The sequence below is a fragment of the Pseudonocardia thermophila genome (assembly GCF_900142365.1).
Classification (GTDB): Bacteria; Actinomycetota; Actinomycetes; order Mycobacteriales; family Pseudonocardiaceae; genus Pseudonocardia; species Pseudonocardia thermophila.
On sequence record NZ_FRAP01000027.1, the window covers coordinates 1 to 25,969 of the forward strand.

The 25,969-nt window shown below is 73.4% G+C and carries 22 protein-coding genes and 1 pseudogene; 14 read left to right on the top strand and 9 right to left on the bottom strand.

The features are described 5' to 3' along the window. Positions 1-1,145 (top strand): annotated as a pseudogene (locus tag BUE41_RS30945) (hypothetical protein); the annotation flags it as partial. 78 nt (positions 1,146-1,223) lie between these two features. Here BUE41_RS30945 and BUE41_RS27035 read toward each other — a convergent pair. The 3 genes from BUE41_RS27035 to BUE41_RS27045 are packed head-to-tail and all read right to left on the bottom strand — an operon-like array spanning position 1,224 to position 5,040. Next, the gene (locus BUE41_RS27035) at positions 1,224-2,090 is read right to left on the bottom strand and encodes a transglutaminase family protein (protein WP_073460172.1); all 867 of its coding nucleotides are present in this window, start codon (positions 2,088-2,090) and stop codon (positions 1,224-1,226) included. Then, positions 2,087-4,474, bottom strand: a complete 2,388-nt coding sequence (locus tag BUE41_RS27040) for a circularly permuted type 2 ATP-grasp protein (RefSeq protein ID WP_234997622.1) — start codon at positions 4,472-4,474, stop codon at positions 2,087-2,089. Before BUE41_RS27040 ends, BUE41_RS27035 begins: the two co-directional genes overlap by 4 nt. A gap of 14 nt (positions 4,475-4,488) precedes the next feature. Continuing rightward, entirely contained in the window at positions 4,489-5,040 is a 552-nt protein-coding gene (locus tag BUE41_RS27045) for a TetR/AcrR family transcriptional regulator (protein WP_073460174.1), read from the bottom strand. Between the two features lie 64 nt (positions 5,041-5,104). Here BUE41_RS27045 and BUE41_RS27050 point away from each other — a divergent pair, with 64 nt between their 5' ends. Then, positions 5,105-5,878 (top strand): hypothetical protein, encoded by a 774-nt coding sequence (locus BUE41_RS27050; protein ID WP_084755943.1) that lies wholly within the window; start codon positions 5,105-5,107, stop codon positions 5,876-5,878. Between the two features lie 55 nt (positions 5,879-5,933). Beyond that, positions 5,934-7,481 (top strand): glutamine-hydrolyzing GMP synthase, encoded by a 1,548-nt coding sequence (guaA, locus tag BUE41_RS27055; protein WP_073460175.1) that lies wholly within the window; start codon positions 5,934-5,936, stop codon positions 7,479-7,481. A gap of 145 nt (positions 7,482-7,626) precedes the next feature. Here the strand turns inward: guaA and BUE41_RS27060 are convergent, their stop codons facing one another. After that, positions 7,627-7,872, bottom strand: coding sequence for a hypothetical protein (locus BUE41_RS27060; RefSeq protein WP_143172386.1), 246 nt, complete (start codon positions 7,870-7,872; stop codon positions 7,627-7,629). Continuing rightward, positions 7,865-9,091, bottom strand: coding sequence for a PspC domain-containing protein (locus tag BUE41_RS30525; protein ID WP_073460177.1), 1,227 nt, complete (start codon positions 9,089-9,091; stop codon positions 7,865-7,867). The genes BUE41_RS27060 and BUE41_RS30525 overlap by 8 nt, the downstream gene beginning before the upstream one ends. Positions 9,092-9,192: 101 nt before the next feature. On the opposite strand from BUE41_RS30525, the gene BUE41_RS27070 reads away from it, so the two are divergent. Together BUE41_RS27070 and BUE41_RS27075 are read left to right on the top strand one after the other, a co-directional pair. After that, positions 9,193-10,452 (top strand): ATP-binding protein, encoded by a 1,260-nt coding sequence (locus tag BUE41_RS27070; protein WP_073460232.1) that lies wholly within the window; start codon positions 9,193-9,195, stop codon positions 10,450-10,452. Beyond that, positions 10,449-11,129: a response regulator gene (locus BUE41_RS27075; RefSeq protein ID WP_073460178.1), complete on the top strand. Its 681-nt coding sequence runs from the start codon at positions 10,449-10,451 to the stop codon at positions 11,127-11,129. The genes BUE41_RS27070 and BUE41_RS27075 overlap by 4 nt, the downstream gene beginning before the upstream one ends. A gap of 15 nt (positions 11,130-11,144) precedes the next feature. On the opposite strand, the gene BUE41_RS27080 is transcribed toward BUE41_RS27075, so the two are convergent. From BUE41_RS27080 to BUE41_RS27090, 3 genes are all read right to left on the bottom strand, one after another. Next, entirely contained in the window at positions 11,145-12,386 is a 1,242-nt protein-coding gene (locus tag BUE41_RS27080) for a hypothetical protein (RefSeq protein ID WP_143172388.1), read from the bottom strand. Positions 12,387-12,647: 261 nt separating this feature from the next. Next, a complete protein-coding gene (locus BUE41_RS27085; protein ID WP_084755950.1) occupies positions 12,648-12,968 on the bottom strand; it encodes a hypothetical protein in 321 nt (106 codons plus the stop codon). 40 nt (positions 12,969-13,008) lie between these two features. After that, positions 13,009-13,365, bottom strand: coding sequence for a chorismate mutase (locus BUE41_RS27090; protein WP_073460180.1), 357 nt, complete (start codon positions 13,363-13,365; stop codon positions 13,009-13,011). A gap of 208 nt (positions 13,366-13,573) precedes the next feature. On the opposite strand from BUE41_RS27090, the gene pcrA reads away from it, so the two are divergent. Further along, positions 13,574-15,928: a DNA helicase PcrA gene (gene pcrA / locus BUE41_RS27095; RefSeq protein WP_073460181.1), complete on the top strand. Its 2,355-nt coding sequence runs from the start codon at positions 13,574-13,576 to the stop codon at positions 15,926-15,928. 86 nt (positions 15,929-16,014) lie between these two features. Here pcrA and BUE41_RS27100 read toward each other — a convergent pair whose 3' ends face one another. After that, the gene (locus tag BUE41_RS27100; protein ID WP_073460182.1) at positions 16,015-16,890 is read right to left on the bottom strand and encodes a M23 family metallopeptidase; all 876 of its coding nucleotides are present in this window, start codon (positions 16,888-16,890) and stop codon (positions 16,015-16,017) included. A gap of 608 nt (positions 16,891-17,498) precedes the next feature. Between BUE41_RS27100 and sucC the strand changes: the two genes are divergently transcribed. From sucC to BUE41_RS27140, 8 genes are all read left to right on the top strand, one after another. Then, entirely contained in the window at positions 17,499-18,671 is a 1,173-nt protein-coding gene (gene sucC, locus BUE41_RS27105; RefSeq protein WP_073460183.1) for an ADP-forming succinate--CoA ligase subunit beta, read from the top strand. A gap of 5 nt (positions 18,672-18,676) precedes the next feature. After that, positions 18,677-19,564, top strand: coding sequence for a succinate--CoA ligase subunit alpha (gene sucD, locus BUE41_RS27110; protein WP_073460184.1), 888 nt, complete (start codon positions 18,677-18,679; stop codon positions 19,562-19,564). Positions 19,565-19,679: 115 nt separating this feature from the next. Next, the gene (locus BUE41_RS27115) at positions 19,680-20,567 is read left to right on the top strand and encodes a DUF5336 domain-containing protein (RefSeq protein ID WP_073460185.1); all 888 of its coding nucleotides are present in this window, start codon (positions 19,680-19,682) and stop codon (positions 20,565-20,567) included. Between the two features lie 68 nt (positions 20,568-20,635). Beyond that, positions 20,636-22,207, top strand: a complete 1,572-nt coding sequence (locus BUE41_RS27120; RefSeq protein WP_143172389.1) for a cell division protein PerM — start codon at positions 20,636-20,638, stop codon at positions 22,205-22,207. A 54-nt stretch (positions 22,208-22,261) separates the two neighbouring features. Continuing rightward, a complete protein-coding gene (locus BUE41_RS27125; protein ID WP_073460187.1) occupies positions 22,262-22,702 on the top strand; it encodes a DUF1707 SHOCT-like domain-containing protein in 441 nt (146 codons plus the stop codon). A gap of 175 nt (positions 22,703-22,877) precedes the next feature. Further along, the gene (gene purN / locus BUE41_RS27130; RefSeq protein WP_200804130.1) at positions 22,878-23,525 is read left to right on the top strand and encodes a phosphoribosylglycinamide formyltransferase; all 648 of its coding nucleotides are present in this window, start codon (positions 22,878-22,880) and stop codon (positions 23,523-23,525) included. Further along, on the top strand, positions 23,522-25,087 hold the full coding sequence (purH, locus tag BUE41_RS27135) for a bifunctional phosphoribosylaminoimidazolecarboxamide formyltransferase/IMP cyclohydrolase (protein WP_073460188.1): 1,566 nt from the start codon (positions 23,522-23,524) through the stop codon (positions 25,085-25,087). The genes purN and purH overlap by 4 nt, the downstream gene beginning before the upstream one ends. A 108-nt stretch (positions 25,088-25,195) precedes the next feature. Beyond that, positions 25,196-25,798 (top strand): hypothetical protein, encoded by a 603-nt coding sequence (locus tag BUE41_RS27140; RefSeq protein WP_073460189.1) that lies wholly within the window; start codon positions 25,196-25,198, stop codon positions 25,796-25,798. Positions 25,799-25,969 lie beyond the last annotated feature (171 nt).

Here is a 25,969-nt window from a genome sequence, read left to right on the forward strand (position 1 = left end):
CCGAGAAGGCTCGTGTCTCGGTGGCCTGCCGCGTCCCCGGCAAGGACAGCGGCAAGCACAGGGACGACAAGCACAAGGACGAGAAGCACAAGGACGACAAGCACACGGGCAAGCCCGGGCACCCACAGCCCGACAAGCCGAAGCCGGAGCAGCCCAAGCCGGAGCAGCCCAAGCCCGGGCACCCGGGCACGCCCAAGAAGGACCTCGTCTCGGCCACCGTCGCAGTGCCCGACTACGTCGGCGTGTGCCCGCCGCCCGAGGGGATCACGGCGACCGGTGTCATCAAGACCGCCCGCCCGACCTGGGTGGCGTACGTCTGGACGCACAACGGCCGGATCGTCGGCAAGGGCGTCGTGCACGTCGACGGCGAGCGCACGGTCTCCTACACCTTCACGCCGACCAGGAGCGGCACGGGCCGGATGGTGCTGGGGGTCGTCTCGCCGTTCTACGGCGATCTGGCGCGCGACACCTACGTGGTGACCTGCCAGGAGCAGCCGCCTGCGGAGCCCGTCGCGGCGTCGGCCTCGGTGACCGCGCCGGAGGACTACGCGGGTGCGTGCTGGGCGACCCGGGTGTTCACCGGGCGGGTGTCGGTGAACCGCATCGCGGCCGGGGGCACCACCGTGGAGTACCGCTGGGCGGGCCCTGGCTTCCAGGGGCCGGTGGAGACGCTGACCTTCGCCGAGGGTGATCCGCTGACCAAGGAGGTCGCGCACCCCGTGGACGCCACGGAGACCGGTGTCCTGCAGCGGTGGATCGAGATCCTCTCGCCGAACGCTGCCGAGTCGAACCGGGCGCAGACGCAGGTGGAGTGCGCGCCGGTCGAGGTCGTGGTCCTCGGCGGCAGGGTCCGGTACGACATGTCCACCTGCACCCCCGGCAACCAGCCCGCGTTCATCGTCAGCGCCGACGTCCGGGTGTCCGGTGCGACCCGCGTGGAGTACCAGTGGGAGTTCTTGGGTGTGGGCAACTTCGCCGTGCCCGGGTCGTTCGAGGCCACCGGCCCGGAGACCAGGACCGTCTCGCACCGCATCGAGAGCGGTCCCCCCGTGGGCTCGGTCCGCGCGAGGTTGACCGTGCTCTCGCCGCCGAACGTCCGTGCCTGGGCCTACGACTTCTCGCCGCCCCCGTGTCTCTCGGCCTGACCTGATCCGACCTGAACCGGCGAACGGCGCGGTGCGCTGAGCACCGCGCCGTTCGCGCGTTCCGCATCCGGCGCTCGGTCAGCCGCTGTTCCGGTCCACGTCCACCTCGACGGCCATCCGGCTCACGGTGGCGCGGTCGCTGAACAGGACTCCGCGCAGCGGCGGGACGTCGGAGTAGTCGCGGCCCCGGGCCAGCACGACGTACGAGGGACCGACGGGTGCGTCGTTGGTCGGGTCGGCGTCCAGCCACCCGGCACCGGTCCACGCCGACACCCAGGCGTGCGACGCGTCCGCGCCGCGCAGCTTCGGCATCCCCGGCGGCGGGCTGGTCTCCAGGTAGCCGCTCACGTAGCGGGCGGCCAGCCCGACCGAGCGCAGGGCAGCCACCGCCAGGTGCGCGAAGTCCTGGCAGACACCCTCGCCGCCGGTGAGCAGGTCGGTGAGGGTGGACGCCACGGAGGTGGCGCCGCTCGCGTAGCGGAAGTCGGCGTGGATGCGCGAGCACAGGTCGGCGACGGCCTCGCCGATCGGCCGCCCCGGCGGGAACGACGGCGCGGCGTACTCGGCCACGCGCGGCAGCGCGGGCAGCCGCGGTGACGGCAGCACCCACGTCCGCTCCGGGCGGGTGCGCAGCTCGTCGCGCACCTCGTCCCACGGGCGGTCGGGCAGCGGCGGCGGTACCCGGTCGACGACGACGGTGCTGCGGGCCAGCACCGTCAGCTCGCGGTGCGGGGCCCGCACCGCGAAGTAGGTGGAGCGGTTGCCGAACGCGTCGACGTGGTCGCGCTGCTCGTCCGGCGCCGGGTCGACGACGACCTCGCCGTCGGCCTGCGGCTGTCCGGGTTCGGCCACGGGCAGCAGGTGGGCGCGGCCGAAGCTCGTGCGCACGTCGGCGTCGTACCAGTACCGGGTGCGGTGGGTGATCGTGTACGTGATCGGGCTCATCCCGTCCCCGCCAGCGGATCGAACGGATGCGGTGGCAGCGCGACCGCGAAGTGCGTGGCCGCGACCTGGTCGGCGAGCTCCGCGAGGGCGGTGGCCAGCTCGGCAAGCGCGGTGTCCAGGGCCGGGCGGGTGCCGTCGGCGCTGCGGGTGGACAGCGCGTGCACGTCGAGCGTGGCCAACAGCTGGGTGGCCCGGCCCATCGCGGCGGGCGGGCGGCCGGGCAGCCGGGCGAGGTCGTCGGCGAGTCCGGCGAGCTGGAACGCGACCGCGCGCGGGTTCTCGGTGTCGGTGAGCAGCAGCTCCAGCACGGTCGCGATGCCGCGGCCCGCGGCGGCGTCCTGCGGGTGGCGGCGCCGGTGGGTGATCACGCTCTCGGTCGCGATGAGCACCGTCTCGGCGACCAGCCGCCCGGCCGCACCGCGCGGGCTCGCCACCAGCGCCGCGCGGACGAGCGCCACCACCTGCTGGGCGCGCTCGATGCGGCGCCCGGCGGCCAAGAGGTGCCAGCCGGCGTCGCGGACGAGGCCGTCGGCCACGATGCCCCACAGCGCGAGCAGCCCGGCCACGACCTCGTCGAGCGCGTCCCGCTCACCGTGCTCACCGACCCCGGCCAGCGCGGACTCCAGCCGGCCCAGCGCCAGCCAGGTGTCGGTGGACAGCTGCTCGCGCACGGCTTGGGCGGTGCGGATCGTGTGGTGCACGGCGAAGGCGAGCGTGCCCGGCCGTTCCCGGTCGCAGACGAGCGCGCGCAGCCCGGCCGCCACCTCGTCGGTGCTGCGGCCGAGCGGTCCGGTCCCGGTCACGGCGGCGACGGCGGCGAGCAGCGTGGGCATCGCGGTGAGCACTGCCCCGTCCGGCGAGACGATCACGTCGGCCCAGCGGTCGTCGACCGCGCGCAGCAGCCGCGCCGTGGCCTCCGCGCGCTCGGCGTAACGGCCGAACCAGAACAGGTCGTCGGCGGTCCGCGGGGACAGCGGCGGGGTGGCGGGCAGGATCGACGGGACGGTCTGGTCGGGCCGCGGCGGCGCGGGCTCGCCGACGATCCACACGTCCTTCGCGAGTACCCCGTCGGCGTCGGTGACCATGCCGAGCCCGCCGTCGAGCACCTCCCAGCCGGTGTCCGACGCCACCGCGAACGCCCGCACCGAGACGGGCAGGTCGACGGTCGCGTCACCGGCGAGCGTCGGCGCGGTGGACAGCTCGACCGGGACCCGTCCGGTCCACAGGTGCGGCTCCGCGGTGATCCGCGCGGCCAGCTCCTCCCGCTCCGCCGCGGTCAGCGCCGCCCCGTGCACGGGCTCGGCGATGTCCCGCGCGATCGGGGCGATCACCAGCTCGCCGAGCCGGGCGAGCACGTGCGCGCGCCCGGCCGGGTCGCCGCACCACCACGTCTGCGGGGCGGGGATCTGCAGGTCCTCGCCCAGCAACGCCCGGCACAGCTGCGGCAGGTACGGGGCGAGGCCCGGGTTCTCCAGCACCTCGCTGCCCAGCCCGTTGAGCACGCTGACCGTGCCGACGCGGGCGACCTCGACCAGCCCGGGCACCCCGAGCAGCGAGTCGGGCCGCAGGTCGAGCGGATCGCACCACTGCGCGTCGAGGCGGCGCAGCACGACGTCGACGGGATCGAGCCCGCCCAGCGACTGCTGCCAGAGCCGTCCGCCGCGCACGGTCAGGTCCGAGCCGCGCACCAGCCCGATGCCCAGCAGGGACGACAGCAGTGCCTGCTCGTAGGCGGTCTCCGCCTCGGGGCCCGGGTGCAGCAGCACGATCCGGGGTTCGTCGACGCCGGGCGGGGCCGCGGCGGGCAGGCCGGTGCGCATCGCGTCGAAGAACGGGCGCAGCCGCCGGATGGGGGAGCGGCGGTGCAGCCCGGCCAGCGCCCGGGACACGACGCGGCGTCCGGCCATCGCGTACCCGGCGCCGGACGGGGCCTGCACGCGGTCGTCGAGCACGGTCCAGCCGTCGGGTCCGCGGCCCAGCTCGATCCCGGCGAGGAACACCTCGCGACGGGGCCGGCCGACCGAGCGGCGCCAGGCGTGCAGGTAGCCGGGATGCCCGTCGATCAGCTCGACGGGCAGCAGGCCGCGGTCGAGCACGGTGCGCGGCCCGTACAGGTCGGCCAGCAACCGGTCGGCCAGCTCGGCCCGCTGCGCCACGCCGCGGGCGAGCCCGGTCCACTCCGCACCGTCGAGCACCAGCGGCAGCGGATCGAGCCGCCACGCCTGCGGTTCGTCGGCGCCGGGCGGCCGGTACGCGACGCCCTCGTCGGCGAGCAGCCGCTCGGTGTCTTCCCGGCGGCTGCGCAGCCCCGCCAGCCCGGGTCGGTCCAGCAGCGCGGCCACGCCCGCCCACAACGGGCGGACGGAGCCGTCCGCCGCGCGCATCTCGTCCACTGCGCTCAGCTTCGCACGATGCCTGCGAGCAACCAGCCGAGCCCGGCCACGAACGCGTGTCGCGCGGCCGTCGGGTCCGCGCCCTCGGCGGTGGCGAAGGCGGCGGCGCCGACGGCGTGCACGATCAGGTTGTTGCGGGCCGTCGGGATCGCCTCGGCGGGGACCCCGGCGCGGGCGAGGAGGGCGTCCATGGTGGCGCCGAGCCGGATCGCGTTCTCCCCGCGTGCGCCGCGCCGCTGCAGGTAGAGCGGGACCAGGTCGGGCGCGGTGACGAGCACGTCGAACGTCGAGGTCATCAGGTCGGCGACGGCGGCGACGGGGTCCGCGGCGTCCGGGGTGGGGTCGTGAACGGCGGCCAGGTGGTCGTCGAGCAGCGCGTCGACCAGCTCGGTCTTACCGGCGACGTGGCTGTAGAGCGCGTTGGGCGCGACGTCGAGCCGGCGGGCGAGTGCCCGCATGGTGAGCCCGGGCAGGCCGTCCTCGGCGAGGAGCGCGCGGGCGGCGTCGAGCACGGCGGTGCGGGTGAGACCGGCGCGGGTGCCGGGGCCACGAGCCATCACTTGCCAAACTGTACCATGTCCAATTAAACTGGACGATGTCCAGTTCAAGGGAGGGGCAGTGATGATCGAGACGACGATCCGGGGCACGGCGGCGGGCGTTCCGTTCCTGGCGGCACCGCCGGACGGGGACCGGGCGGCCGCCCCGGTCGTGCTCACCTGGCACCTGCTCAGCGCACCGAACACACCGGAGTCCTTCGCCGCGGCGATCCCGCTGGCCGGCCTCGACGCCTGGCGCATCCACCTCGGCCTCCCCATCTCCGGCGAGCGGCTGCCGGCCGGGGGCGCCGAGGAGGTCATGCGGCTCGGGTACGCGGACGCGGTGCGCAACCTGCAGTACCCGATACCCCGGCAGGCGGCGAGCGAGTTCCCGGCCGCCCTGGCCGCGCTGCGCACCCGGTTCGGCATCGCGGACGACGCGCCGCTGGGGCTGGTCGGCGGCTCGGCCGGGGCGGCAGCGCTGCTGCTCGCGCTCGCCGAGGGCGCACCAGCCGCGGCCGCCGTCGCGATCAGCCCGGTCGTGCGGCTCAAGGACGCCACCGACGCCACCGGGCGCACGTTCGGCATCGCCTACCCGTGGGACGCCGAGACCCTCGCGCTGGTCGCCGAGCTGGACTTCGTCGCCCGGGCCGGGGAGCTGGGCGACGTCGCGCTGCGGATCGTGCTCGGGGCCGAGGACGACGCCGCGGGCTTCCACGAACCGGCCCGGGCGCTGGCGGCAGCGCGGCCGGGCACCGATCTCGTCGTCGTCGAGGGGATGGGGCACGAGCCCGTGCCGCCGCACGCCGCCCGGGTCGACGCGCTGGCGGTGGAATGGCTGCGCGCCCATCTGCGCTGAGGGTTGTGCCTGAGCACACGAGGGGGCATCGCAACCGCGCCTCTAGGCTTGACCCGTGGAGACGCCTCTCGTCCTCGTCGTCGACTACGGGGCCCAGTACGCCCAGCTCATCGCCCGGCGCGTCCGCGAGGCGCAGGTCTACTCCGAGATCGTGCCGTCCAGCACACCGGTCGCGGACATCATCGCGCGCGAACCGGCTGCGGTGATCCTCTCCGGCGGCCCCGCCAGCGTGTACGCCGAGGGGGCCCCGGCCGTCGATCCGGCGCTGTTCGATGCCGGCATCCCGGTGCTCGGCCTCTGCTACGGGTTCCAGGCCATGGCCCGCGCCCTCGGCGGCGAGGTCGCGCACGACGGCACCCGCGAGTACGGCCGCACCGAGATCACCATCACCGCCCCCGGCGCGCTGCACGACGGCCTGCCCACCCGGCACCCGGTGTGGATGAGCCACGGCGACTCGGTGGTGCGCGCGCCCGAGGGGTTCACGGTCACCGCTCGGTCGAGCCGGGTCGAGGTCGCGGCGTTCGAGGACCTCGAGCGGCGGCTCGCCGGCGTCCAGTACCACCCGGAGGTCGGGCACTCGCCGTACGGGCAGGAGGTGCTGCGCCGGTTCCTGCGCGACGTCGCGGGCATCCGGCCGAGCTGGACCACCGCCTCGATCATCGACGACACCGTGGCCGCGATCCGCGAGCAGGTCGGCGACGGACGGGCGATCTGCGGGCTCTCCGGCGGCGTCGACTCCGCGGTGGCGGCCGCACTCGTCCAGCGCGCCATCGGCGACCGGCTGACCTGCGTCTTCGTCGACCACGGGCTGCTGAGGGCCGGGGAGCGTGAGCAGGTGGAGCGCGACTTCGTCGCCGCCACCGGGGCGAAGCTGCACACCGCGCACGAGGCGGACCGGTTCCTCGCCGCGCTCGCCGGGGTCACCGATCCCGAGCAGAAGCGCAAGATCATCGGCCGGGAGTTCATCCGGGCGTTCGAGGCGGCGACGGCCGAGATCGCAGCCGGCGAACCGGTGGGTTTCCTGGTGCAAGGAACGCTCTACCCGGACGTCGTGGAGTCCGGCGGCGGCAGCGGCACCGCTACGATCAAGAGCCACCACAACGTCGGCGGGCTGCCCGAGGACCTGGAGTTCGAGCTCGTCGAGCCGCTGCGCTCGCTGTTCAAGGACGAGGTGCGCAAGGTCGGCGCCGAGCTGGGTCTGCCGGCCGAGATCGTCAACCGGCAGCCGTTCCCCGGCCCGGGCCTGGCGATCCGCATCATCGGCGAGGTCACCCACGACCGGCTGGAGACCCTGCGCGCCGCCGACGCGATCGTCCGCGAGGAGCTCACCTCCGCCGGGCTGGATTCGGAGATCTGGCAGTGCCCGGTGGTGCTGCTGGCCGACGTCCGCAGCGTCGGCGTGCAGGGCGACGGACGCACCTACGGGCACCCGATCGTGCTGCGGCCGGTCTCCAGCGAGGACGCGATGACCGCCGACTGGACCCGGCTGCCCTACGACGTCGTGGAGCGCATCTCCACCCGCATCACCAACGAGGTGGCCGAGGTCAACCGCGTCGTCATGGACGTGACCAGCAAGCCGCCGGGCACCATCGAGTGGGAGTGATCCGGACATGACGGAACCCCGCCGGGCACCCGGCGGGGTTCCGCCTTCCGCGACGGCCGTGTCCCCCCGAACACGGCCCGTGCGCCGCCGCCGCTCCCCAGTTGCAGCGGCGCTGGCTCGACTCGATCAGCTCGACTCGATCGGCTCAGCTGGATCTGCGCCGCCCCCGCAGGCTCCCGATCAGCAGCATCAGCCCGATCACGGCCGCGCCGCCGGCGAGCAGCCAGCGCGGGTCGAACCCGGACAGGTCCGGCAGCTCCCCGATCAGGGCGGCCACCGCCATGCCCAGCGTCAGCAGCCCGACGAGCAGGGAGACGGGATCCGGTCCCCGCCACCGGCGGGTGGGCTCGGTCGTCGTGGTCGTGTCCGGCGTCATGTCCGGCTCAGTCACGCTTCACCTCCACATCTCCGCCGCCCGCGCGGGCGTCGATCACGATCGGCCGCCCCGACGCGACACCGTCGGCACCGAGGTCGGTGATGGTCAGGCGGGAACCGGGGCCCTCCATGCGCTGCCGGCGCTCGAAGCTCACGTCGCCGAAGCTCGACGTGCCGGTGAACGTCACGTCCGCGTCCCGCGGGACGACGATCGTGATGTCGCCTGCGCCCGTCGTCAGCTTGGTCTGGATCGGGGTGGCCGGGCCTTCGACCGGCACGCGCAGGTCGATGTCGCGCAGATCCAGGTCGATGTCGCCCGCGCCCCGGGAGTAGCTCGGCTCGACCTGGTCGGCGGAGGCCGGGCGGACCGACAGGCGGCCGAAACCGCCCTCGGCGCTGATCCGGTCGAGCGGCGCGGCCAGCATCCCCCAGGTGACCATGGACAGCAGCAGCGCGAACGGGATGAGCCCCCGCCCGGCGCGCAGGAAGCTGCCGATCACCAGACCCGCGCCGAGCACGGCCAGCGCGACGCCGAGCACCGTGGGTGCCGTCGTGACGGTGAGCGTGCCGGTGATCAGCATGATCGCCGCCGTGATGCCGGACGCGAGCAGCGCCGCACCCAGCGTCACCGCGGTGACCGGCAGCTTGCGCGGCGCGGGTGCGGGCGTCGGCGGGGGCGACGGCTCCGGCAGGTCCCACGCGAACGGGGCGGCGCCGAGCGGATCCCACGACGGCGGCTTCGGCTGCGGCGGCAACCCGGGCAGGTCCTTGACCAGCGACACGTGGGCCTCCTCGGTCGCTGCCTCGGGATCGGCTGGCTGCTGCGGCTGCGGGCCCACCGGGCCGCGGTCGGCCCGGCTGGAGTGCAGCAGGTACAGCAGCACCGCGACCGCGATGGCCGGCAGGATCAGGCTGCCGGAGTTGTCGAAGATCCCGCCGAGCCCGATCGCGATCGCGATCCCCCCGGCAAGCAGGGCGAGCGGGTGACGCGCCGCCGGTTTCGCGTTCGGATCCGCCGGGTCCTCCGGGAACGTGATCCAGCAGAACAGGTACAGCGCCGCACCGATCCCGCTGAACGCGGCGACGACGAACGCGACACGCACGAGCACCGGATCGATGTCGTAGCGCCTGGCGATGCCCGCCGCGACGCCGGCGACCATCCGGTCGTCCCGCGGCCGGGACGGGCGGGTCTCCCACATGTCCCGGAACGTGCCGGGGACGTCGGTCGTCTTCATGGCACCCAGATTGCTCGCGGGGGCGCCCGCAGACCATGGGGGGAGACCCCGAGACCACCCGGAGGTTTCCCGGATGTCCCCGGGGTACGGGTCGTGTGACCATGGGTTGCGTGAACGCCTCACCCACATCCGTGCGTCCGTCGTCGGCGCCGCCGCTGGTGCGCTGGCGCAACGGCCGGTTCGTGGCCGGCGTGGCCGGAGGCGTCGCCGACCACCTGGGCGTGCCGGTGCTGTGGGTGCGGGTCGCGTTCGCCGCGCTGGCCGTCGTGAACGGTGCCGGCATCGCTGCGTACGGGCTGCTGTGGATGTTCGTGCGCCAGGAGCAGGACGACGTCGAGCGCGAGCTCTCGCCGGTCGAGCGCCAACAGGCGTTCGGGCTGGCCGCGCTCGGGATCGCGGTGGCGTTCGCCGGTTCCGCGATCGGCAGCCCGATCGTCGGCTGGGTGGTCGGCCCGCTGGGCGTGGCCGCGATCGGTGCGGCCGTGGTGTGGCGGGAGGCCGACGAGTCACAGCGGCGGCGCTGGACCGAGGGCGCGCTGCAGACGAGCAGGTCGACGAAGCTGCGGGTGATCGCGGGCGCGCTGTTCGTCGCGGTCGGGATCACGGTGTTCCTGCTCGCCAACCTCGAGCTCGGCCAATTGCAGTTCGCCGTCCTCGCCGTGGTGTCGACGCTCGCCGGCGTCGCGGTCATCACGGTGCCGTGGTGGCTGCGGCTGGTGCGCGACCTCGGTGAGGAGCGGCGTGAACGGATCATCGAGGCCGAGCGCGCCGAGATCGCCGCGCACCTGCACGACTCCGTGCTGCAGACGCTCGCGCTGATCCAGCGGCAGGCCGATCAACCGCGCGAGGTCGTGCGGCTGGCCCGCGGGCAGGAGCGTGAGCTGCGCGCCTGGCTGTACGGCCCGACCGGCTACGGGCGCCGCGGTGGCGGCGACCCGGCGCTGGAGAGCGGGTTCACCGAGGCTCTGACGAAGGCCGCCGCAGAGGTCGAGGACACCTACGCCATGGATGTTCGGCCCGTCGTCGTCGGCAGCGACCGCCCCCTCGACGACGGTCTGCGGGCGCTGCTGCTGGCCGCGCGCGAGGCGATGGTGAACGCGGCGAAGCACTCCGGCGCCGCGGAGATCAGCGTGTTCGCCGAGATCGAGCCTGCCGAGGTGAACGTCTTCGTGCGCGACCGCGGCGTCGGGTTCGACCCGGCGGCGGTGCCGGAGGACCGGCACGGGCTCGCGGAGTCCGTGCGGGGCAGGATGGAGCGGCACGGCGGGACCGTCCGGCTGCGCACCGCGCCGGGGGAGGGCACCGAGGTGCACCTGCGGATGCCCGTCGAGGAGAAGCCGGACGAGGAGGAGTCCCCGTGACCGAGAGCGCGAACGGCGAGCAGGACACGCGGATCGGCGTGTTCCTCGTGGACGACCACGGGCTGTTCCGCGCCGGGGTGCGGGCCGAGCTGGAGCGGGCCGTGCCGGACGTGGAGGTCGTCGGCGAGGCCGGGTCCGTGGAGGAGGCGGTGGCCGGCATCCGGCACCTGCGCCCGGACGTCGTGCTGCTGGACGTGCACATGCCCGACGGTGGCGGCGCCGAGGTGCTGCGCCGGATCCGCCCCGAGCTGCCCGACGTGGTGTTCCTGGCGCTGTCGGTCTCCGACGCCGCCGAGGACGTCATCGCCGTGATCCGGGCGGGGGCCCGCGGCTACGTCACCAAGACGATCTCCGGCCGGGAGCTGGCCGACGCGGTGCGCCGGGTGCACACCGGCGACGCGGTGTTCTCCCCGCGGCTGGCCGGGTTCGTGCTCGATGCGTTCTCCGACCGGCCCGGTGCCGCCCCGCACAGCGATCCCGAGCTGGACATGCTGACCCCGCGCGAGCGCGACGTGCTGCGGCTGCTCGCGCGCGGCTACGCGTACAAGGAGATCGCGGGCGAGCTGTTCATCTCGGTGAAGACCGTCGAGACGCACGTGTCGAGCGTGCTGCGCAAGACGCAGATGTCGAACCGTTACGAGCTGTCCCGCTGGGCCTCGGACCGCAGGCTGGTCTGAGCGGACGGGGTCTGCTCACCCACCGAGCAGACCGCCGACGAGGCTGGTGACGACGCCGAGCAGCCCGGGGTTGCTGCGGCTCGACGAGCTGCTCGAGCTCGTGCTGCCGGAGTCCGTGGAGCTTCTGCTCGACGACGAGCTGGTGCGCTCGTGGTCGTCGTACCCGTAGTCGTCCTCGTCCTCGTAGTTGTCCTCGTAGTCGTCCTCGTGGTAGCGGTGGTCGCTCGTGTGCTTGGCCGGCTCGGCCTGCTGGTGCTTCGTCGCGCCCGCGGACTTGCCGCTGCCGAGCGGCAGGCCGGGCAGGGAGTTCCGTGCGGTGGAGGATCCCCCCGACGCGCGCGTGCGGTCGGAGGAACCCCCACCGGCCCCGTGGGGAGCGGACGTGAGCGTGTCGGCCGTGCCGAGGAGCAGGTTCGTGACCGGCGCGGTGATCGGCAGCGCCTTCGCCAGCGGATCGGTGATCGCGCGGAGCGTCTTCGGGGTCTCCTTCACGGTCTCGCCGAGACCGCTGACGAGCCCGCCGACCGCGCCGCCGGCGCCTGAGACGACTCCGCCGAGGAGGTCCCCGACGGGGCTGAGCGCCGGAGACTCGGAGGTCGCGTTCTTCACGGTGTCGCCGAGGTCCTTGGTGAGCCCGGTGAGGACCCCGCCGACGCCGCCGCCGCTGGTGGGCGCGGCCGTGCTGCCGCCCGTGGTCCCGGTGCCGGCCGCCGGGGCGGTGGGGGTGCCGGTGCCCGTGGCGTTGCGGGCCGCGTTGACCGCCCTGGGGGCAGCGGTGAGCACGCTGGGGAACGCGATCGGCATCCAGTTCTGGGGCGCGGCGACGCCTGCGTCGGGGCCGCCCTCGCCCGCGGTCGCGCCGAACGCGGTGGCGCCGGTCGCACCGCTGGTCGCATCGTGGTGGTCCTCGCCCGCCTGGTTCCCGCCGAACGGGAAGGACAGCGTGGCGTCGTTGAGCGCGGCGGCACCGAAGACGGAGCCGGCAGCCAGCAGCGCACCGGCGGCGACGGCGCTGCGCCGGACGAGCGCGCCCCGATCGGCGCCGGTGGGCGCGGCGGCGCCGGTCTCCTCGCCGTCGGTGGCCTGGCCGGTGTGGGGAGTGAAGCCCTCTCGCCGCAGCAGGCTACCGACGGTGACGATGTGGGCGCCCGTGTCAGCCGTCGAGCCCTCGCGTTCCGGAACCGGGGCGTTCCGGCTCAGCAGCTCCGCCACGGTGACCTGGCCGCCCGACACCGAGCGCGAGACACCTTCAGACACGGACTGAGCCACGGTAGCGAGTCCCCCCTTGGAGTGAACGGTCCACGCGAATGTCTACCGGATGCCGATCGGGCGCACCAAGTGCCATTCATCCGCTCAACGACGTTCACCCGTACGGTGTATCCCCGTTCGTCGACGGTTGGCTACCGCTCGTCAGGGCATGATCCAGTTGATCAGGGGTTTCGCCTGCCTGCCCGGCCATCGAGCGGCGGGCGGCGCCGTCTCCGCTGTGTGCGGTGCGTGACCGCCCGGCTGGTCCGTTCAGGAGCCGCTGCCGAGCTGCTTGCGCGTCGAGTCGAGGCCCTTCTTGGCCACGACGCCGGCGCCGCCGGCGAGCACCAGCCCGAGGACGTCCGCCCCGATGCTGCTGCTGCTCGTGATCATCAGGCCGATCACCGCGGCGGCGGTCGCCCCGCCCGCGACGGCCCACCGGGACTTGACCAGCTCGGCCGCGGCGCCCCCGGAGAGCCCGCGCTTCTTGGCGGCGTTGTTCAGCATGGCGAGGTAGCCCAGGTACCCCGCGGAGACCAGCAGGCCGGCGACGGCCACCACCGCCGCGATGATGCCGATAATCCACGTCACACCGCTCAGGGTGCCACGCGGGCAGCGATCGCGGTGGGGATCAGCGCGCGCCGAGGCGGCCGCGGCCCAGCCGGAGCAGCAGCATGCCCAGCTCGCGGCCCTGCTCGCCCAGCTCCGAGAAGCGGTTGAGCACCGCCATCTCCCGGCTGTAGGCGATGCGCGGCCCGCCGGAGGCCATGCGGGCCCGGCCGATCTTGCGGGACACCGCGGTGCGCTGCTTGATCAGCTCGAGGATCTGGGCGTCGAGCCGGTCGATCTCCTGGCGCAGGGCGGGGATCTCGTCCGCCGACGGGATGTCGGTGTCTGTGCCGATGCTGGTGTCGATGCCGGTGCCGCCGGCCGGGGTGGCGGTCACGGTCTCGGTCTTCTCGGGGGCGGTGTCGGACACGGTGCTCATCTCTCGTCTCTCCTGTACTCGGCGTCCGTGGCCCCGAGACATGGAGAAAGCCCCGGGTCCTCGGACTCCGGGGCTTCGTGGGATCTGATCAGCAGGCCACGGGCACCGAAGACCGGTACCCGTAGAAAAATCGATGGCTGATCGGCATCACGCGAACAGTCTGCCACAGCTTCCGTCGTCGGGGCGCGGGTCTACCCTCTCGAACACCATGAGTGCGCTGTTCGAACTCCCCGCCGACGCCGTGCAACCACGTTCCGAGCGCGGTGCCGCGCTGCTGGAGGGGCTCAACGCCCGGCAGCGTGAGGCCGTGGTGCACGCCGGGTCACCGCTGCTCATCGTGGCCGGGGCGGGTTCGGGCAAGACCCGCGTGCTCACCCACCGGATCGCGTGGCTGCTCGCCGAGCGGGGCGTGCACCCCGGCGAGGTGATGGCGATCACCTTCACCAACAAGGCCGCGGCCGAGATGAAGGAGCGGGTCGACGCGCTCGTGGGCCGGCGGGCGGGTGCGATGTGGGTGTCGACGTTCCACTCGATGTGCGTGCGCATCCTGCGCCGCGAAGCCAAGCACCTCGGGGTCCGTTCCGCGTTCTCCGTCTACGACGCCGACGACACCCGCAGGCTGGTCGGGCTGGTCACGCGCGATCTGGAGCTGGACCCGAAGAAGTTCTCCCCGCGCGCGATCGCCGCGCAGATCTCCAACCTGAAGAACGAGCTGCTGTCCCCCGAGGACGCCGCCGAGCGGGCCACCAACGCCCACGAGCGCACCGTGGCCGAGGTCTACGGCGTCTACCAGGCCCGGCTGCGCACGGCGAACGCGTTCGACTTCGACGACCTGATCATGGAGACGGTGGCGCTGCTGCAGCGCATGCCCGCCGTCGCCGAGTACTACCGACGCCGGTTCCGGCACATCCTCGTCGACGAGTACCAGGACACCAACCACGCCCAGTACGTGCTGGTGCGCGAGCTGGTCGCGCCCGCGACCCCGGACTCCGAGCCCGCCGAGCTGTGCGTCGTGGGCGACTCCGACCAGTCGATCTACGCGTTCCGCGGCGCGAACATCCGCAACATCATCGAGTTCGAGCAGGACTTCCCGAACGCGCGCACGATCATGCTGGAGCAGAACTACCGCTCCACGCAGCGCATCCTGTCCGCCGCGAACGCGGTGATCTCGCGCAACCCGAACCGGCGCGACAAGCGGCTGTGGTCCGACCAGGGCGACGGCGAGAAGGTCGTCGGCTACGTCGCCGACAACGAGCACGACGAGGCCGCGTTCGTCGCTCAGGAGATCGACCGGCTGCACGACACCGGCGTCCGCTACTCCGACATCGCCGTCTTCTACCGCACCAACTCGCAGTCGCGCGTGTTCGAGGACGTGTTCCTGCGGGTCGGGCTGCCGTACAAGGTCGTCGGCGGGGTGCGGTTCTACGAGCGCAAGGAGATCCGCGACGCGCTGGCCTACCTGCGGGTGCTGTCCAACCCGGAGGACACGGTCAGCTTGCGGCGCATCCTGAACGTGCCCAAGCGGGGCATCGGCGAGCGCGCCGAGGAGACCGTCGCCGCCTTCGCCGACCGCGAACGGATCTCGTTCGCGGCGGCGCTGCGCATCGCCGCCGAGCAGCCGGAGCGCATCCCCGGGCTCGCCACCCGCTCCCAGCGCAGCATCGCCGCGTTCGTGCAGCTGCTCGACGAGCTGCGGGAGATGGTGGAGCGCGGCGAGGAGACCGCCGAGGTCCTCGAGGCGGTCTACGCCCGCACCGGCTACGCCGACGAGCTGGAGGCCAGCGACGATCCGCAGGACGGTTCGCGCCGGGAGAACCTCGCCGAGCTGGTCACGGTCGCCAGGGAGTTCGCGGGCGACGCCGCGGTGGCCGATCTGGCCGTCGAGCCCGAGTTCGATCCCAACGCGGGCGAGCCCGACCCCGGGGTGCCGGCCCCTGGCTCGCTGGCGGCGTTCCTGGAGCGGGTGGCGCTGGTGGCCGACGCCGACTCCGTCCCGGACGAGGACGCCGGCATGGTCACGCTGATGACCCTGCACACGGCGAAGGGGCTGGAGTTCCCGGTGGTGTTCCTCACCGGCTGGGAGGACGGCGTGTTCCCGCACTCGCGGGCCATGGGCGACCCGGACGAGCTGGCCGAGGAGCGCCGCCTCGCTTACGTCGGCATCACCCGGGCCCGCGAGCGGCTCTACCTGACGCGCGCGCTGATGCGCAGCTCGTTCGGCCAGCCCAGCGCCAACCCGGCGTCGCGGTTCCTCTCCGAGGTGCCCGATGAGCTGGTCGAGTGGCGGCGCGCGGCGCCCGAGCGGGCGGCGCCGGTGGGGCGGTTCGGGTTCGGCCGCCGGCCGGGCGCCACCGACCGGGGTGACTGGAACGTGCCGAAGGCCACCCTCACGCCCGCGCTGCACCTGGAGGTCGGTGATCGGGTCAACCACGACAAGTACGGCCTGGGCACGGTCGTCGAGACCGACGGGGCGGGCGTGCGCGCCACGGTCACGATCGACTTCGGCAGCAACGGCCGGGTCCGGCTGATGCTCGTCGGCGGGGTCCCGCTGCAGAAGCTTTAGCCAGGGGCCGCGTCGAGAACGAACTCGTGGTGATCAACAGGGCTGTTCGATGACCGCAGCTTCGTTCTCGACGCACCCGCGGTGGCCTACAGCCCGGGGAAGGTGATCCCGCGCGCCACGAGCCACGGGACCGGGTTGAGCTTGTTGCCGTCGGCGTCCCAGATCTCCAGGTGCAGGTGGGGACCGGTGGACTGGCCGCGGTTGCCCACCTCGGCGATCTTCTGCCCGGCGGCGACCTTCTGGCCTTCCTTGACGAACATGCGGTTGACGTGCCCGTAGACGCTGCGGGTGCCGTCGGTGTGGCGAACGACGACCCACAGCCCGAACCCGCTGGCGGGTCCGGCTTCCTCTACCTCCCCGTCGGTGAGGGCGAAGATCGGGGTGCCGATCGAGTTGGCGATGTCGATGCCGTAGTGGGTGACGCCCCAGCGGGCGCCGTAGAGCGAGGTGAGCCGCCCGAGCACGGGACGGACGTACGCCCGGCCGTCGACGACGTGCGCCTCGGGGGCGCCTCCGGACAGCGCGGACTTCAGCAGCTTGGCCTCCCGGGCGGCCTTCTCGCCCAGCTCCGCGGCCTTGGTGAGGCTCTTGATGTCCAGCTCGGCGCCGGGATCGAGGTAGCCGGCGGCGGTGGTCGCCTGGTCGCCGCCGACCGCGCGGACGGCGAACTGCGGCTCCGATCCGTTCCCGCCCGGGTCGGTTCGCTCGGCGATGGTCGTCACCGTGGCGACGGGCAGCAGCGCGCTCGTCGGGGCCTCCGCGGGCATGAAGCTGCTCGCGAGCGTCTGCCCGGCGGCGACGACTGCGCCGGCGGCGACGGCGGCCACGGTGGCCCGGCCGTGGGTCGAGGAGACAGGCGGCGGCGGGAGGCGGCGAACCTCCGGTACCGGCACGATGCGCAGCCGCGTCGTGCGATCGGGGTCTGCCGCCTCGGCGCCGCTGGGGGAGCGGTGGCGCGCCAAGACCGGCCCTTCTCGACAGGGGCCACCGGTCGGGGTGCCCGGTGGGCCCGAACCTGAACCGGGCGGCGGCGGGCTCGGGGGATCCCGCACGGTCCCGATCGGGGGTTCGGGACCGCGGTCGCCGTGACCGGTCTGTGACTCGGACCCCGGCAAGGTATCGGGCTCGGCAAGGGCGGGCAACTAGGGGTTCGGCGTGTCGGACGCAGCCGCTGCGCCATCAGGATGAGCGACACTGCTCGTGCCTGGGTGTGACGATGGCCGCATCGAAGCCCGACGACCTGGGTGATCGCCGGGATGGCGGCCGCCCGAGCGGCGGAGTCGAGCGGTCGCGGAGAGCAGTCGGGCTGCTCCGAACGGTGCGCTGAAGTGATCGATGTCACCGGCTCCCGGCGTCCTGGTCGCGGTGAGCCGCTCGGAGCAGTGACGGCCGCGACAGTCCCGCCGACGCTACCCGTCGGAATCCGGCTGCTCCCGTGATGACCGTCACCGGTCCAGGTCAGGAGGGGTGCAGCGGCGATGACTAGGGTCGTCGCGAAGCGTCCGGAAGGCGCCGCAGGGCCGGTCTCGACCCGCGAGCCCAGCGCGTGCACAGCGAAGTGGGAGTCCCAGTGGATCTCTACGAGTACCAGGCGAAGGAGCTCTTCGCCGCACACGGAGTCCCGGTCCTGCCGGGCAAGACGGTGGACAACGCCGATGCCGCAGCCGAAGCGGCGGCCGAGATCGGCAAGGCCGTCGTCGTCAAGGCACAGGTGAAGACCGGTGGCCGCGGCAAGGCGGGCGGGGTGAAGCTGGCCGAGACCGCGGAGGAGGCCAAGGAGAAGGCCGCCGCCATCCTCGGGATGGACATCAAGGGGCACACCGTGCACCGGGTCCTGGTCACCGAGGCCAGCGACATCGCCGAGGAGTACTACTTCTCGTTCCTGCTCGACCGCGCCAACCGCTCGTTCCTGGCCATGTGCTCGGCCGAGGGCGGCATGGAGATCGAGCAGCTGGCCGTGGAGCGCCCGGAGGCGCTGGCCCGCATCCCGATCGACGCGATCACCGGTGCCGACCGCGCCAAGGCCGACGAGATCGTCGCGGCCGCGAAGATCCCGGCTGCGGTCGCCGACCAGGTGGCCGAGGTGATCGTGAAGCTGTGGGAGACCTTCGTCGGTGAGGACGCCACCCTCGTGGAGGTCAACCCGCTGGTGCGCGACCCGCAGGACAAGGTGCTCGCGCTCGACGGCAAGGTCACCCTCGACGACAACGCCGACTTCCGCCACCCCGGGCACGCCGCGTTCGTCGACCAGCTCACCGAGAACCCGCTCGAGGCGAAGGCCAAGGCCAAGGGCCTCAACTACGTCAAGCTCGAGGGCGGCCAGGTCGGCATCATCGGCAACGGCGCCGGCCTGGTGATGTCCACGCTGGACGTCGTCGCCTACGCGGGCGAGAAGCACGGCGGCGTGAAGCCGGCCAACTTCCTCGACATCGGCGGTGGCGCGTCGGCCCAGGTGATGGCCGACGGGCTCGACGTGATCCTCGGCGACCCGGACGTCAAGAGCGTGTTCGTCAACGTCTTCGGCGGCATCACCGCCTGCGACGCGGTCGCCACCGGCATCGTCGAGGCGCTGAAGATCCTCGGCGACTCGGCCACCAAGCCGCTGGTCGTCCGGCTGGACGGCAACAACGTCGCCGAGGGGCGGCGGATCCTCGACGAGGCGAACCACCCGCTCGTCACGCTGGTGGACACCATGGACAACGCGGCCGACAAGGCCGCCGAGCTGGCTGCTGCGAGGGCCTGAACACAATGTCGATCTTCCTGACCGAGAACAGCAAGGTCATCGTCCAGGGCATCACCGGGTCCGAGGGCACCAAGCACACGGCGAAGATGCTCGCCGCCGGCACGAACATCGTGGGCGGCGTGAACGCCCGCAAGGCGGGCACCACCGTCAACATCGGCGGCAAGGACCTCACGGTGTTCGGCACCGTCGAGCAGGCCATGAAGGAGACCGGTGCCGACGTCAGCGTCGTCTTCGTGCCGCCGAAGTTCGCCAAGGACGCCGTCGTCGAGGCGATCGACGCGGAGATCCCGCTGCTGGTCGTGATCACCGAGGGCATCCCGGTGCACGACTCGGCGTACTTCTGGGCGCACGCCTGCGCGAAGGGCAACAAGACCCGCATCATCGGCCCGAACTGCCCGGGCATCATCAGCCCCGGCAAGTCGAACGCCGGCATCATCCCGGCCGACATCACCGGCCCCGGCAAGATCGGTCTCGTGTCCAAGTCGGGCACGCTGACCTACCAGATGATGTACGAGCTGCGCGAGATCGGCTTCTCCACCGCGATCGGCATCGGCGGCGACCCGATCATCGGCACCACGCACATCGACGCGCTGGAGGCCTTCGAGGCCGACCCGGAGACCGCCGCGATCGTCATGATCGGCGAGATCGGTGGTGACGCGGAGGAGCGCGCCGCGGCCTTCATCAAGGAGCACGTGACCAAGCCGGTCGTCGGCTACGTCGCGGGCTTCACCGCCCCGGAGGGCAAGACGATGGGCCACGCGGGCGCGATCGTGTCCGGCTCCGCCGGCACTGCGCAGGCCAAGAAGGAGGCCCTCGAGGCGGCCGGCGTGAAGGTCGGCAAGACCCCGAGCGAGACCGCGGAGCTGATGAAGCAGATCATCGCCGGTCTCTGACCGTTTCGTCGTCCCCCTCGGCCGGGGCGCCGCTGCCGGCGCCCCGGCCGAGGACTAGTTTGGGGGCGCCCGTACGACGGACCGCGGGGGTCCGCACGGAGGGAGCACCTCGGAGATGACGCAGCAGACACCGTCCGGCAGCCCGGACCCGGCGAACACTCCCGGCGAGGCGAACGCCGACCGCGGATCCGCGTTGGCGCGCCTTCTGGGACTGGCCGCGGCAGGGGTCGCGCTGATCATCTACCTCGTCGACTTCTTCGCGACCACCCCGCTCTCGGTCACCCTGCCCGGCCTGATGCTGCTCGGCGGCGGCCTGCTCGCCGGCACGCTCGCGCTCCCGAGGGTCTCGGGGGTCCTGGTGCCGGCCGCCGTCGCCGTCATCACCGGGACCCTGCAGATGCTGCAGATCGTCGTTGCCGGCTCGTCGGGCGCGACGTCGATCATCGTGCTGGTGCTGGCGCTGCTGGAGGCCGCGCTCGTCGTCGGTGCCCTGCTGCTCGCCACCGGCGCGGTGAACGCGCCCGCGCCGCGGCCCGCCCGGCCCGCCGCGGGCTACGGGCCGCAGCCGCCCTTCGGCCAGCCCGGCTACGGCCAGCAGCCCGGGTTCGGCCAGCAGTTCCCCGGCTACGGGCAGCAGCCCGGGTTCGGCCAGCAGCAGCCGTACGGCGGCTACGGCCAGGCCGCCTACGGGCAGCAGGCCGGCTACGGCGCACCGCAGCAGGCGCCCAACCCGTGGGCCCAGCAGCCCGCCCAGCAGCAGCCCGCCCCGCAGCAGCCGGAGCAGACCCAGCAGAGCTCGGGGGCGTGGTACTCCGACGTCACCGAGGTGCGGCCGGTGGCGAGCGCCGGCAGTTCCGACAGCACCTCGACCCCGCCCGTCGGGCAGCCCGCGGCCGCGCAGGAGGGTGCACCGGTGCAGGAGCAGCCGCCCGTGGATGCCGACCAGCAGGACCAGACCACCCGCTTCATCAAGCCGAGCGAGCGGTCTTCCTCGGGCGAGTGATCGGCAACTGCGGTCGTCCTCGGCGTGCCTGACCGGATCGCTGCCGCGACGCTGCGACCCTGTTGATCGTGTCCAGCGCACTCGACCACGACGGCGGCCCGCCGGGCGACGCCGTCCCGAACGGGCTGCTACCGATCGCCGGGCTGGACCGGCTGCAGGTGCTGCTGTCGGCCGCGATGGGGACGGTGCTCGTCAGCTACGCGCTCCTCGTCCCACCGACCGCGTTCGTGATGGCCACCGGCGGCGACGGCGTGAGCGTCGACGCCGCGTTCGCCGCCACTGTCCCCGTCTGGCTGGCCGCCCACCAGATCCCGCTGTCGATCGGCGGGCAGCCGCTGTCGGTCCTGCCGCTGCTGCCCACCGCGCTCGTGGTGGCCGTCGTCGCCGTCGGGGCGGGCTGGGCGGTGCGCCGGATCGGCGGCCGGTTCCGGGCCGACGCCGGTGCAGTGCTCGCGTCGATCGCCGGGGCGCACGCGGCGGTCGCGGTGCTCGGCAGCGCGCTGCTGCCGCGGTCCGCGGCGGTCGACGCCGCTCCGTGGGCGGCGATGGTCGGCGGCGGGCTGGTCGCCGCGGCGGGTGCGGTGCTCGGCGTGCTGCGCAGGTGCGAGCTGCCCGCCGATCTGCGGGCGATGATCCCGGTGTGGGTGCGGCCGGGGCTGCACGCGGCGCTGCGGGCGCTGCTCGTGCTGCTGCTGGCCGGCGCGGTCGTGCTGACGGCGGCGCTGGTGTTCGGTGCGCCCGCGGTGGCCGCGGCGTACGACGCGCTGGCGCCGGGGTTCTGGCCCGGGGCCGGGGTCACGCTGGTCGCGCTCGCGTACCTGCCGAACGCGGTGGTGGCCGGCACCGCGTGGGTGCTCGGGCCCGGGTTCGCGGTCGGCACCGGCACGGTGTCGGTGTTCGCGTCGTTCCCGCCCGCCGCGCAGTCGAGCTTCCCGCTGATGGCGTTGCTGCCGGCCGGGCCGCCGCCGGTGTGGACGCTCGCGGTGCTGCTCGTCCCGATCGGGGCGGGGGTGCTGGCCGGTCGGGTGTGCCGGGAGCTGCAGATCGCGACGGCGCGGGTGCCCGCGGCGGCGGTCGCGATCACGGTGACCACGCTCGTGATCGGGCTGTTCTGCCTGCTGGCCGGCGGGCGGCTGGCGGCCGGCGCCTTCGATCCCGTCTCGGTGCCGCCGGGCCTCGCGATGGCCTCGGTGCTGCTGCTGGTGGGGGTGCCGGCGATGCTCGTGGCCGGGGTCGCCCGCCGGGGTGAGCCGGACGAGGCCGAGTGGACCGAAGACGCTCCGGTGCCTGCCGCGCCGGAGCCGGCGGAGGCTGAGCCGCCCCGGCCGCGCACGGTGGCCGAGCTCGTCGCGCTGCGGGAGCGGCAGGCCGCGGCAGCGGCGGCGGAGGTGTCGGCAGCTGACGAGGGCGCCGGGGCAGAACCGGCGGACGGCGCCGGAGCGGTGGTCGAGGAGGGGGCCGAGCCGATCGAGATCGAGGGGTCGGTCGCGGAGCCCCTCGTGGAGGCGGTTCCCGAGCCACGGCCGGAGCCGGACGAGGAGATCGTGCCGGGAGCCGGGGTGGAGCCGCCGGCGGCCGGCGGTGCGGACGAGGCCGGTGACAACGTAGTGCCCTTCGATCGGCGGCGACGTCGGAGCTGACCACCCTGACATGTCTTAGTTGACATGTCGTGAGCAACCTGTCATGGTTGTTGCATGGCCGACGACGACGTGCGCATCGGCGACGCCGAGCGCGAGCAGGCCGTCCAGCAACTGCGCGGTCACGTGGGTTCTGGGCGGCTCGACCTGAGCGAGTTCGAGCAGCGGATCGACGCCGTCTACCAGGCGCGCACACGCGGCGAGCTGGCCGCGGTGTTCGCCGACCTCCCGGCCCCGGCCCCGGCCCCGGCCCCGGTGGCGAAGGCGCTGTCGCGGTCGGCTCCGCCCGCGCTCCTGCGGACGTGGCCGGCGGCGTGGGCCCAGTGGCTGTCCGTCGGTGTCCTCACGCTCGTGATCTGGGCGGCCACCTCGCTGGCCGCGGGGCACCCGCTCTACTTCTGGCCGATGTGGGTCGTCGGCCCGTGGGGGCTCGGGCTCCTGCTGGGCGGCGTCACCGGGACCGGCCCGCGCTGCGCTCGCCGCAGCGCTGCGCACTGAGCTGAAAGTCGACGAACGGCACTTTCGTGAGCACCATTGCTGACGAAAGGGCCGTTCGTAGCTTTCCGCGTCCGCCCCTGATCCGCGACCAACATCACCCGGGTGGCTCACGCCACCCGCCGGTTGCGTCACCTCGTCGTCACCCGCGACGGTGGCCCGCATAGGGTGGGGACCTGTGTCCGCGCCGTCCCGCTCGACCTACCGCGTCGATCTCCCCGATCCGGCCCGGCTCGTCGTGCTCGTCTCCGGTTCCGGGACCCTGTTGCAGGCGCTGCTCGACGCCACCGCCGAGCCCGGGTACCCGGCGCGCGTCGTGGCCGTCGGTGCCGACCGGGACGGGATCGAGGGGCTGGCGCGCGCGGAACGGGCGGGTGTGCCGACGTTCGTGCGCCGCGTCGGCGACTACCCCGATCGGGAGGCGTGGGACGTCGCGCTGGCCGAGGCGGTCGCCGAGCACCGGCCCGACCTGGTGGTCAGCGCCGGCTTCATGAAGATCGTGGGCCCCCGGTTCCGCGCGGGCATCGGCTGTCCGATGATCAACACCCATCCGGCGCTCCTGCCGGCCTTCCCCGGCGCGCACGGCGTGGCGGACGCGCTCGCGTACGGCGTCAAGATCACCGGGGCGACCGTGCACGTCGTCGACGACGGGGTGGACACCGGGCCCGTCCTGGCGCAGGCCGCGGTCCCCGTCGAGCCCGGCGACACGGTGGAGACGCTGCACGAACGCATCAAGATCGAGGAACGGCGACTGCTCGTGGAGATCGTCGCCGACCTGGCCCGCAAGGGGGCCACCGTCAGCGGACGAGAGGTGACGATTCCGTGAGTGAGCAGGGTGGGCGCAAGCCGGTCAAGCGGGCGTTGATCAGCGTCTACGACAAGACGGGCCTGCTCGACCTGGCCACCGCCCTGCACGCGATGGGGGTCGAGATCGTCTCGACCGGCTCGACCGCGCAGCGCATCGCCGACGCCGGAGTGCCGGTGACGCCCGTCGAGGAGCTGACCGGGTTCCCCGAGTGCCTCGACGGCCGGGTGAAGACCCTGCACCCGCGGGTGCACGCGGGTCTGCTCGCCGACACCCGCAAGCCGGAGCACGTCGCGCAGCTCGCCGAGCTGGGCATCCCGCCGTTCGAGCTGCTGGTCTCGAACCTCTACCCGTTCACGCAGACCGTCGCCTCCGGAGCCGCGCCGGACGAGTGCGTCGAGCAGATCGACATCGGCGGCCCCGCCATGGTGCGGGCGTCGGCGAAGAACCACGACAGCGTCGCGGTCGTCACCGATCCGCGCCGCTACGACTGGGTGCTGGAGCAGGTGAAGGCCGGCGGCTTCCTGCTGGAGGACCGGCGCAGGCTCGCCGCGGAGGCGTTCCGGCACACCGCGAGCTACGACGTCGCGGTCGCGTCCTGGATGGGTAGCGTGCTGGCCCCCGAGCCGGACGGCGGCCCGTTCCCGGACTGGGTCGGAGCGACGTGGGAGCGGCGCGCGACGCTGCGGTACGGCGAGAACCCGCACCAGCCCGCCGCCCTCTACACCACCGGGCGCGGTGGGCTCGCCGAGGCTGAGCAGCTGCACGGCAAGGAGATGTCCTACAACAACTACGTGGACGCCGACGCCGCCTGGCGGGCCGCGCACGACCACGACGGCATCTGCGTCGCGGTGATCAAGCACGCCAACCCGTGCGGCATCGCGATCGGCAAGGACGTCGCCGAGGCGCACCGCAAGGCGCACGCCTGCGACCCGGTCAGCGCGTTCGGCGGTGTGATCGCCACGAACAGCGAGGTCAGCGTGGCGATGGCCGAGCAGCTGGCGGACATCTTCACCGAGGTGATCGTGGCGCCGTCCTACGAGGAGGGTGCGGTGGAGCTGCTCGCTCGGCGCGCGAACCTGCGCGTGCTGCGGGTGCCCGGGGGAAGCCCGCGGACCGGTGTCGAGATGAGGCCGATCTCCGGCGGGCTGCTGCTCCAGCACCGCGATGCGATCGACGCGCCCGGCGACGACCCCTCGACCTGGACGCTCGCTGCGGGCGAGCCGGTCGACGAGGCCACGCTCGCCGATCTCGCCTTCGCCTGGCGCGCGGTCCGCTCGGTGAAGTCGAACGCGATCCTGCTCGCCTCCGACGGGGCGTCCGTCGGCGTCGGGATGGGCCAGGTCAACCGCGTCGACTCGTGCCGGCTCGCGGTGAGCCGGGCCGGTGATCGGGCTCGTGGCTCGGTCGCGGCGTCCGACGCCTTCTTCCCGTTCCCGGACGGGCTGGAGGTGTTGATCGAGGCGGGCGTGCGCGCGGTCGTGCAGCCCGGTGGCTCGGTGCGCGACGAGCTGTCGATCGAGACGGCGGCGAAGGCCGGGGTGGCGCTGTACCACACCGGGGTGCGCCACTTCGCCCACTGAGCTCATCCGGACGGCGGTGCCGCGGCGCGCATTCCGCGCCTTGTGGCGGGCCCGCGCCAGGGCCACTGTGTTCGGGGTCACATTCGCCGTCGGGCGGGAGGTGTCCCGATGTTCATGCAGGTCATCCAGGGGAAGGTCGCCGATCGGGCGGGGCTCGAGGCGGCGCTCGAGCGCTGGAGGGACGAGCTGGCACCGGGGGCGATCGGCTACCTCGGCTCGACCGGCGGGTTCACCGATGACGGCGTGTTCGTCGTGCTCGCCCGGTTCGAGTCCGAGGAGGCGGCGCGCCGCAACAGCGAGCGCCCCGAGCAGGCCGCGTGGTGGGCCGAGACCGAGCGGTGCTTCGACGGCGAGGTCGTCTTCATGGACTGCCCGACCGCCACGACCTGGCTGGCCGGCGGCTCGGACGACGCCGGCTTCGTGCAGGTCATGGAGGGGCGCAGCGCCAACCGCGACCGCATGCTCGCGCTGATGGAGACCTACGCCCCACGGGTCAAGCAGGCCCGGCCGGAGATCATCGGCGGCACCGTCGGCACGTACGGCGAGGACGGCTGGGTCGAGGCGATCTACTTCACGTCCGAGGCGGAGGCGCGCGAGCACGAGGCGATGCCGATGCCCGACGACATGGCCGAGGCGATGGCCCGGGAGATGCCGGCGGACGTCCGCTACCTGGACCTGCACCAGCCGATCATGATCTCGGCCGGGCGGTAGTCGATCGGGAGAATTCGTTTGCGCCCGGCCGTAGCGTGATCGGCGTGAGTCGCACTGCGTGGATCAGGGCCGTGGCGATCCGGCTGCGCCGCGTCGAACGGACGCCGCGCCGCTGATCGCCGCCCGCGTCCGCGGGCTCTCCGGCTGCGTGGCCGTCCGATCAGGAGCTCT

Bases quoted from the DNA above. Each gene is read 5' to 3' on its own strand.
- BUE41_RS27045 (WP_073460174.1), bottom strand. From the start codon at position 5,040: ATGGCTCGTGGCCCCGGCACCCGCGCCGGTCTCACCCGCACCGCCGTG.
- BUE41_RS27125 (WP_073460187.1), top strand. From the start codon at position 22,262: ATGGCCGACGACGACGTGCGCATCGGCGACGCCGAGCGCGAGCAGGCC.
- BUE41_RS27115 (WP_073460185.1), top strand. From the start codon at position 19,680: ATGACGCAGCAGACACCGTCCGGCAGCCCGGACCCGGCGAACACTCCC.
- BUE41_RS27050 (WP_084755943.1), top strand. From the start codon at position 5,105: ATGATCGAGACGACGATCCGGGGCACGGCGGCGGGCGTTCCGTTCCTG.
- BUE41_RS30525 (WP_073460177.1), bottom strand. From the start codon at position 9,091: ATGAAGACGACCGACGTCCCCGGCACGTTCCGGGACATGTGGGAGACC.
- sucD (WP_073460184.1), top strand. From the start codon at position 18,677: ATGTCGATCTTCCTGACCGAGAACAGCAAGGTCATCGTCCAGGGCATC.
- BUE41_RS27140 (WP_073460189.1), top strand. From the start codon at position 25,196: ATGTTCATGCAGGTCATCCAGGGGAAGGTCGCCGATCGGGCGGGGCTC.
- BUE41_RS27070 (WP_073460232.1), top strand. From the start codon at position 9,193: ATGGGTTGCGTGAACGCCTCACCCACATCCGTGCGTCCGTCGTCGGCG.
- pcrA (WP_073460181.1), top strand. From the start codon at position 13,574: ATGAGTGCGCTGTTCGAACTCCCCGCCGACGCCGTGCAACCACGTTCC.
- BUE41_RS27040 (WP_234997622.1), bottom strand. From the start codon at position 4,474: ATGCGCGCGGCGGACGGCTCCGTCCGCCCGTTGTGGGCGGGCGTGGCC.
- BUE41_RS27035 (WP_073460172.1), bottom strand. From the start codon at position 2,090: ATGAGCCCGATCACGTACACGATCACCCACCGCACCCGGTACTGGTAC.
- BUE41_RS27090 (WP_073460180.1), bottom strand. From the start codon at position 13,365: ATGAGCACCGTGTCCGACACCGCCCCCGAGAAGACCGAGACCGTGACC.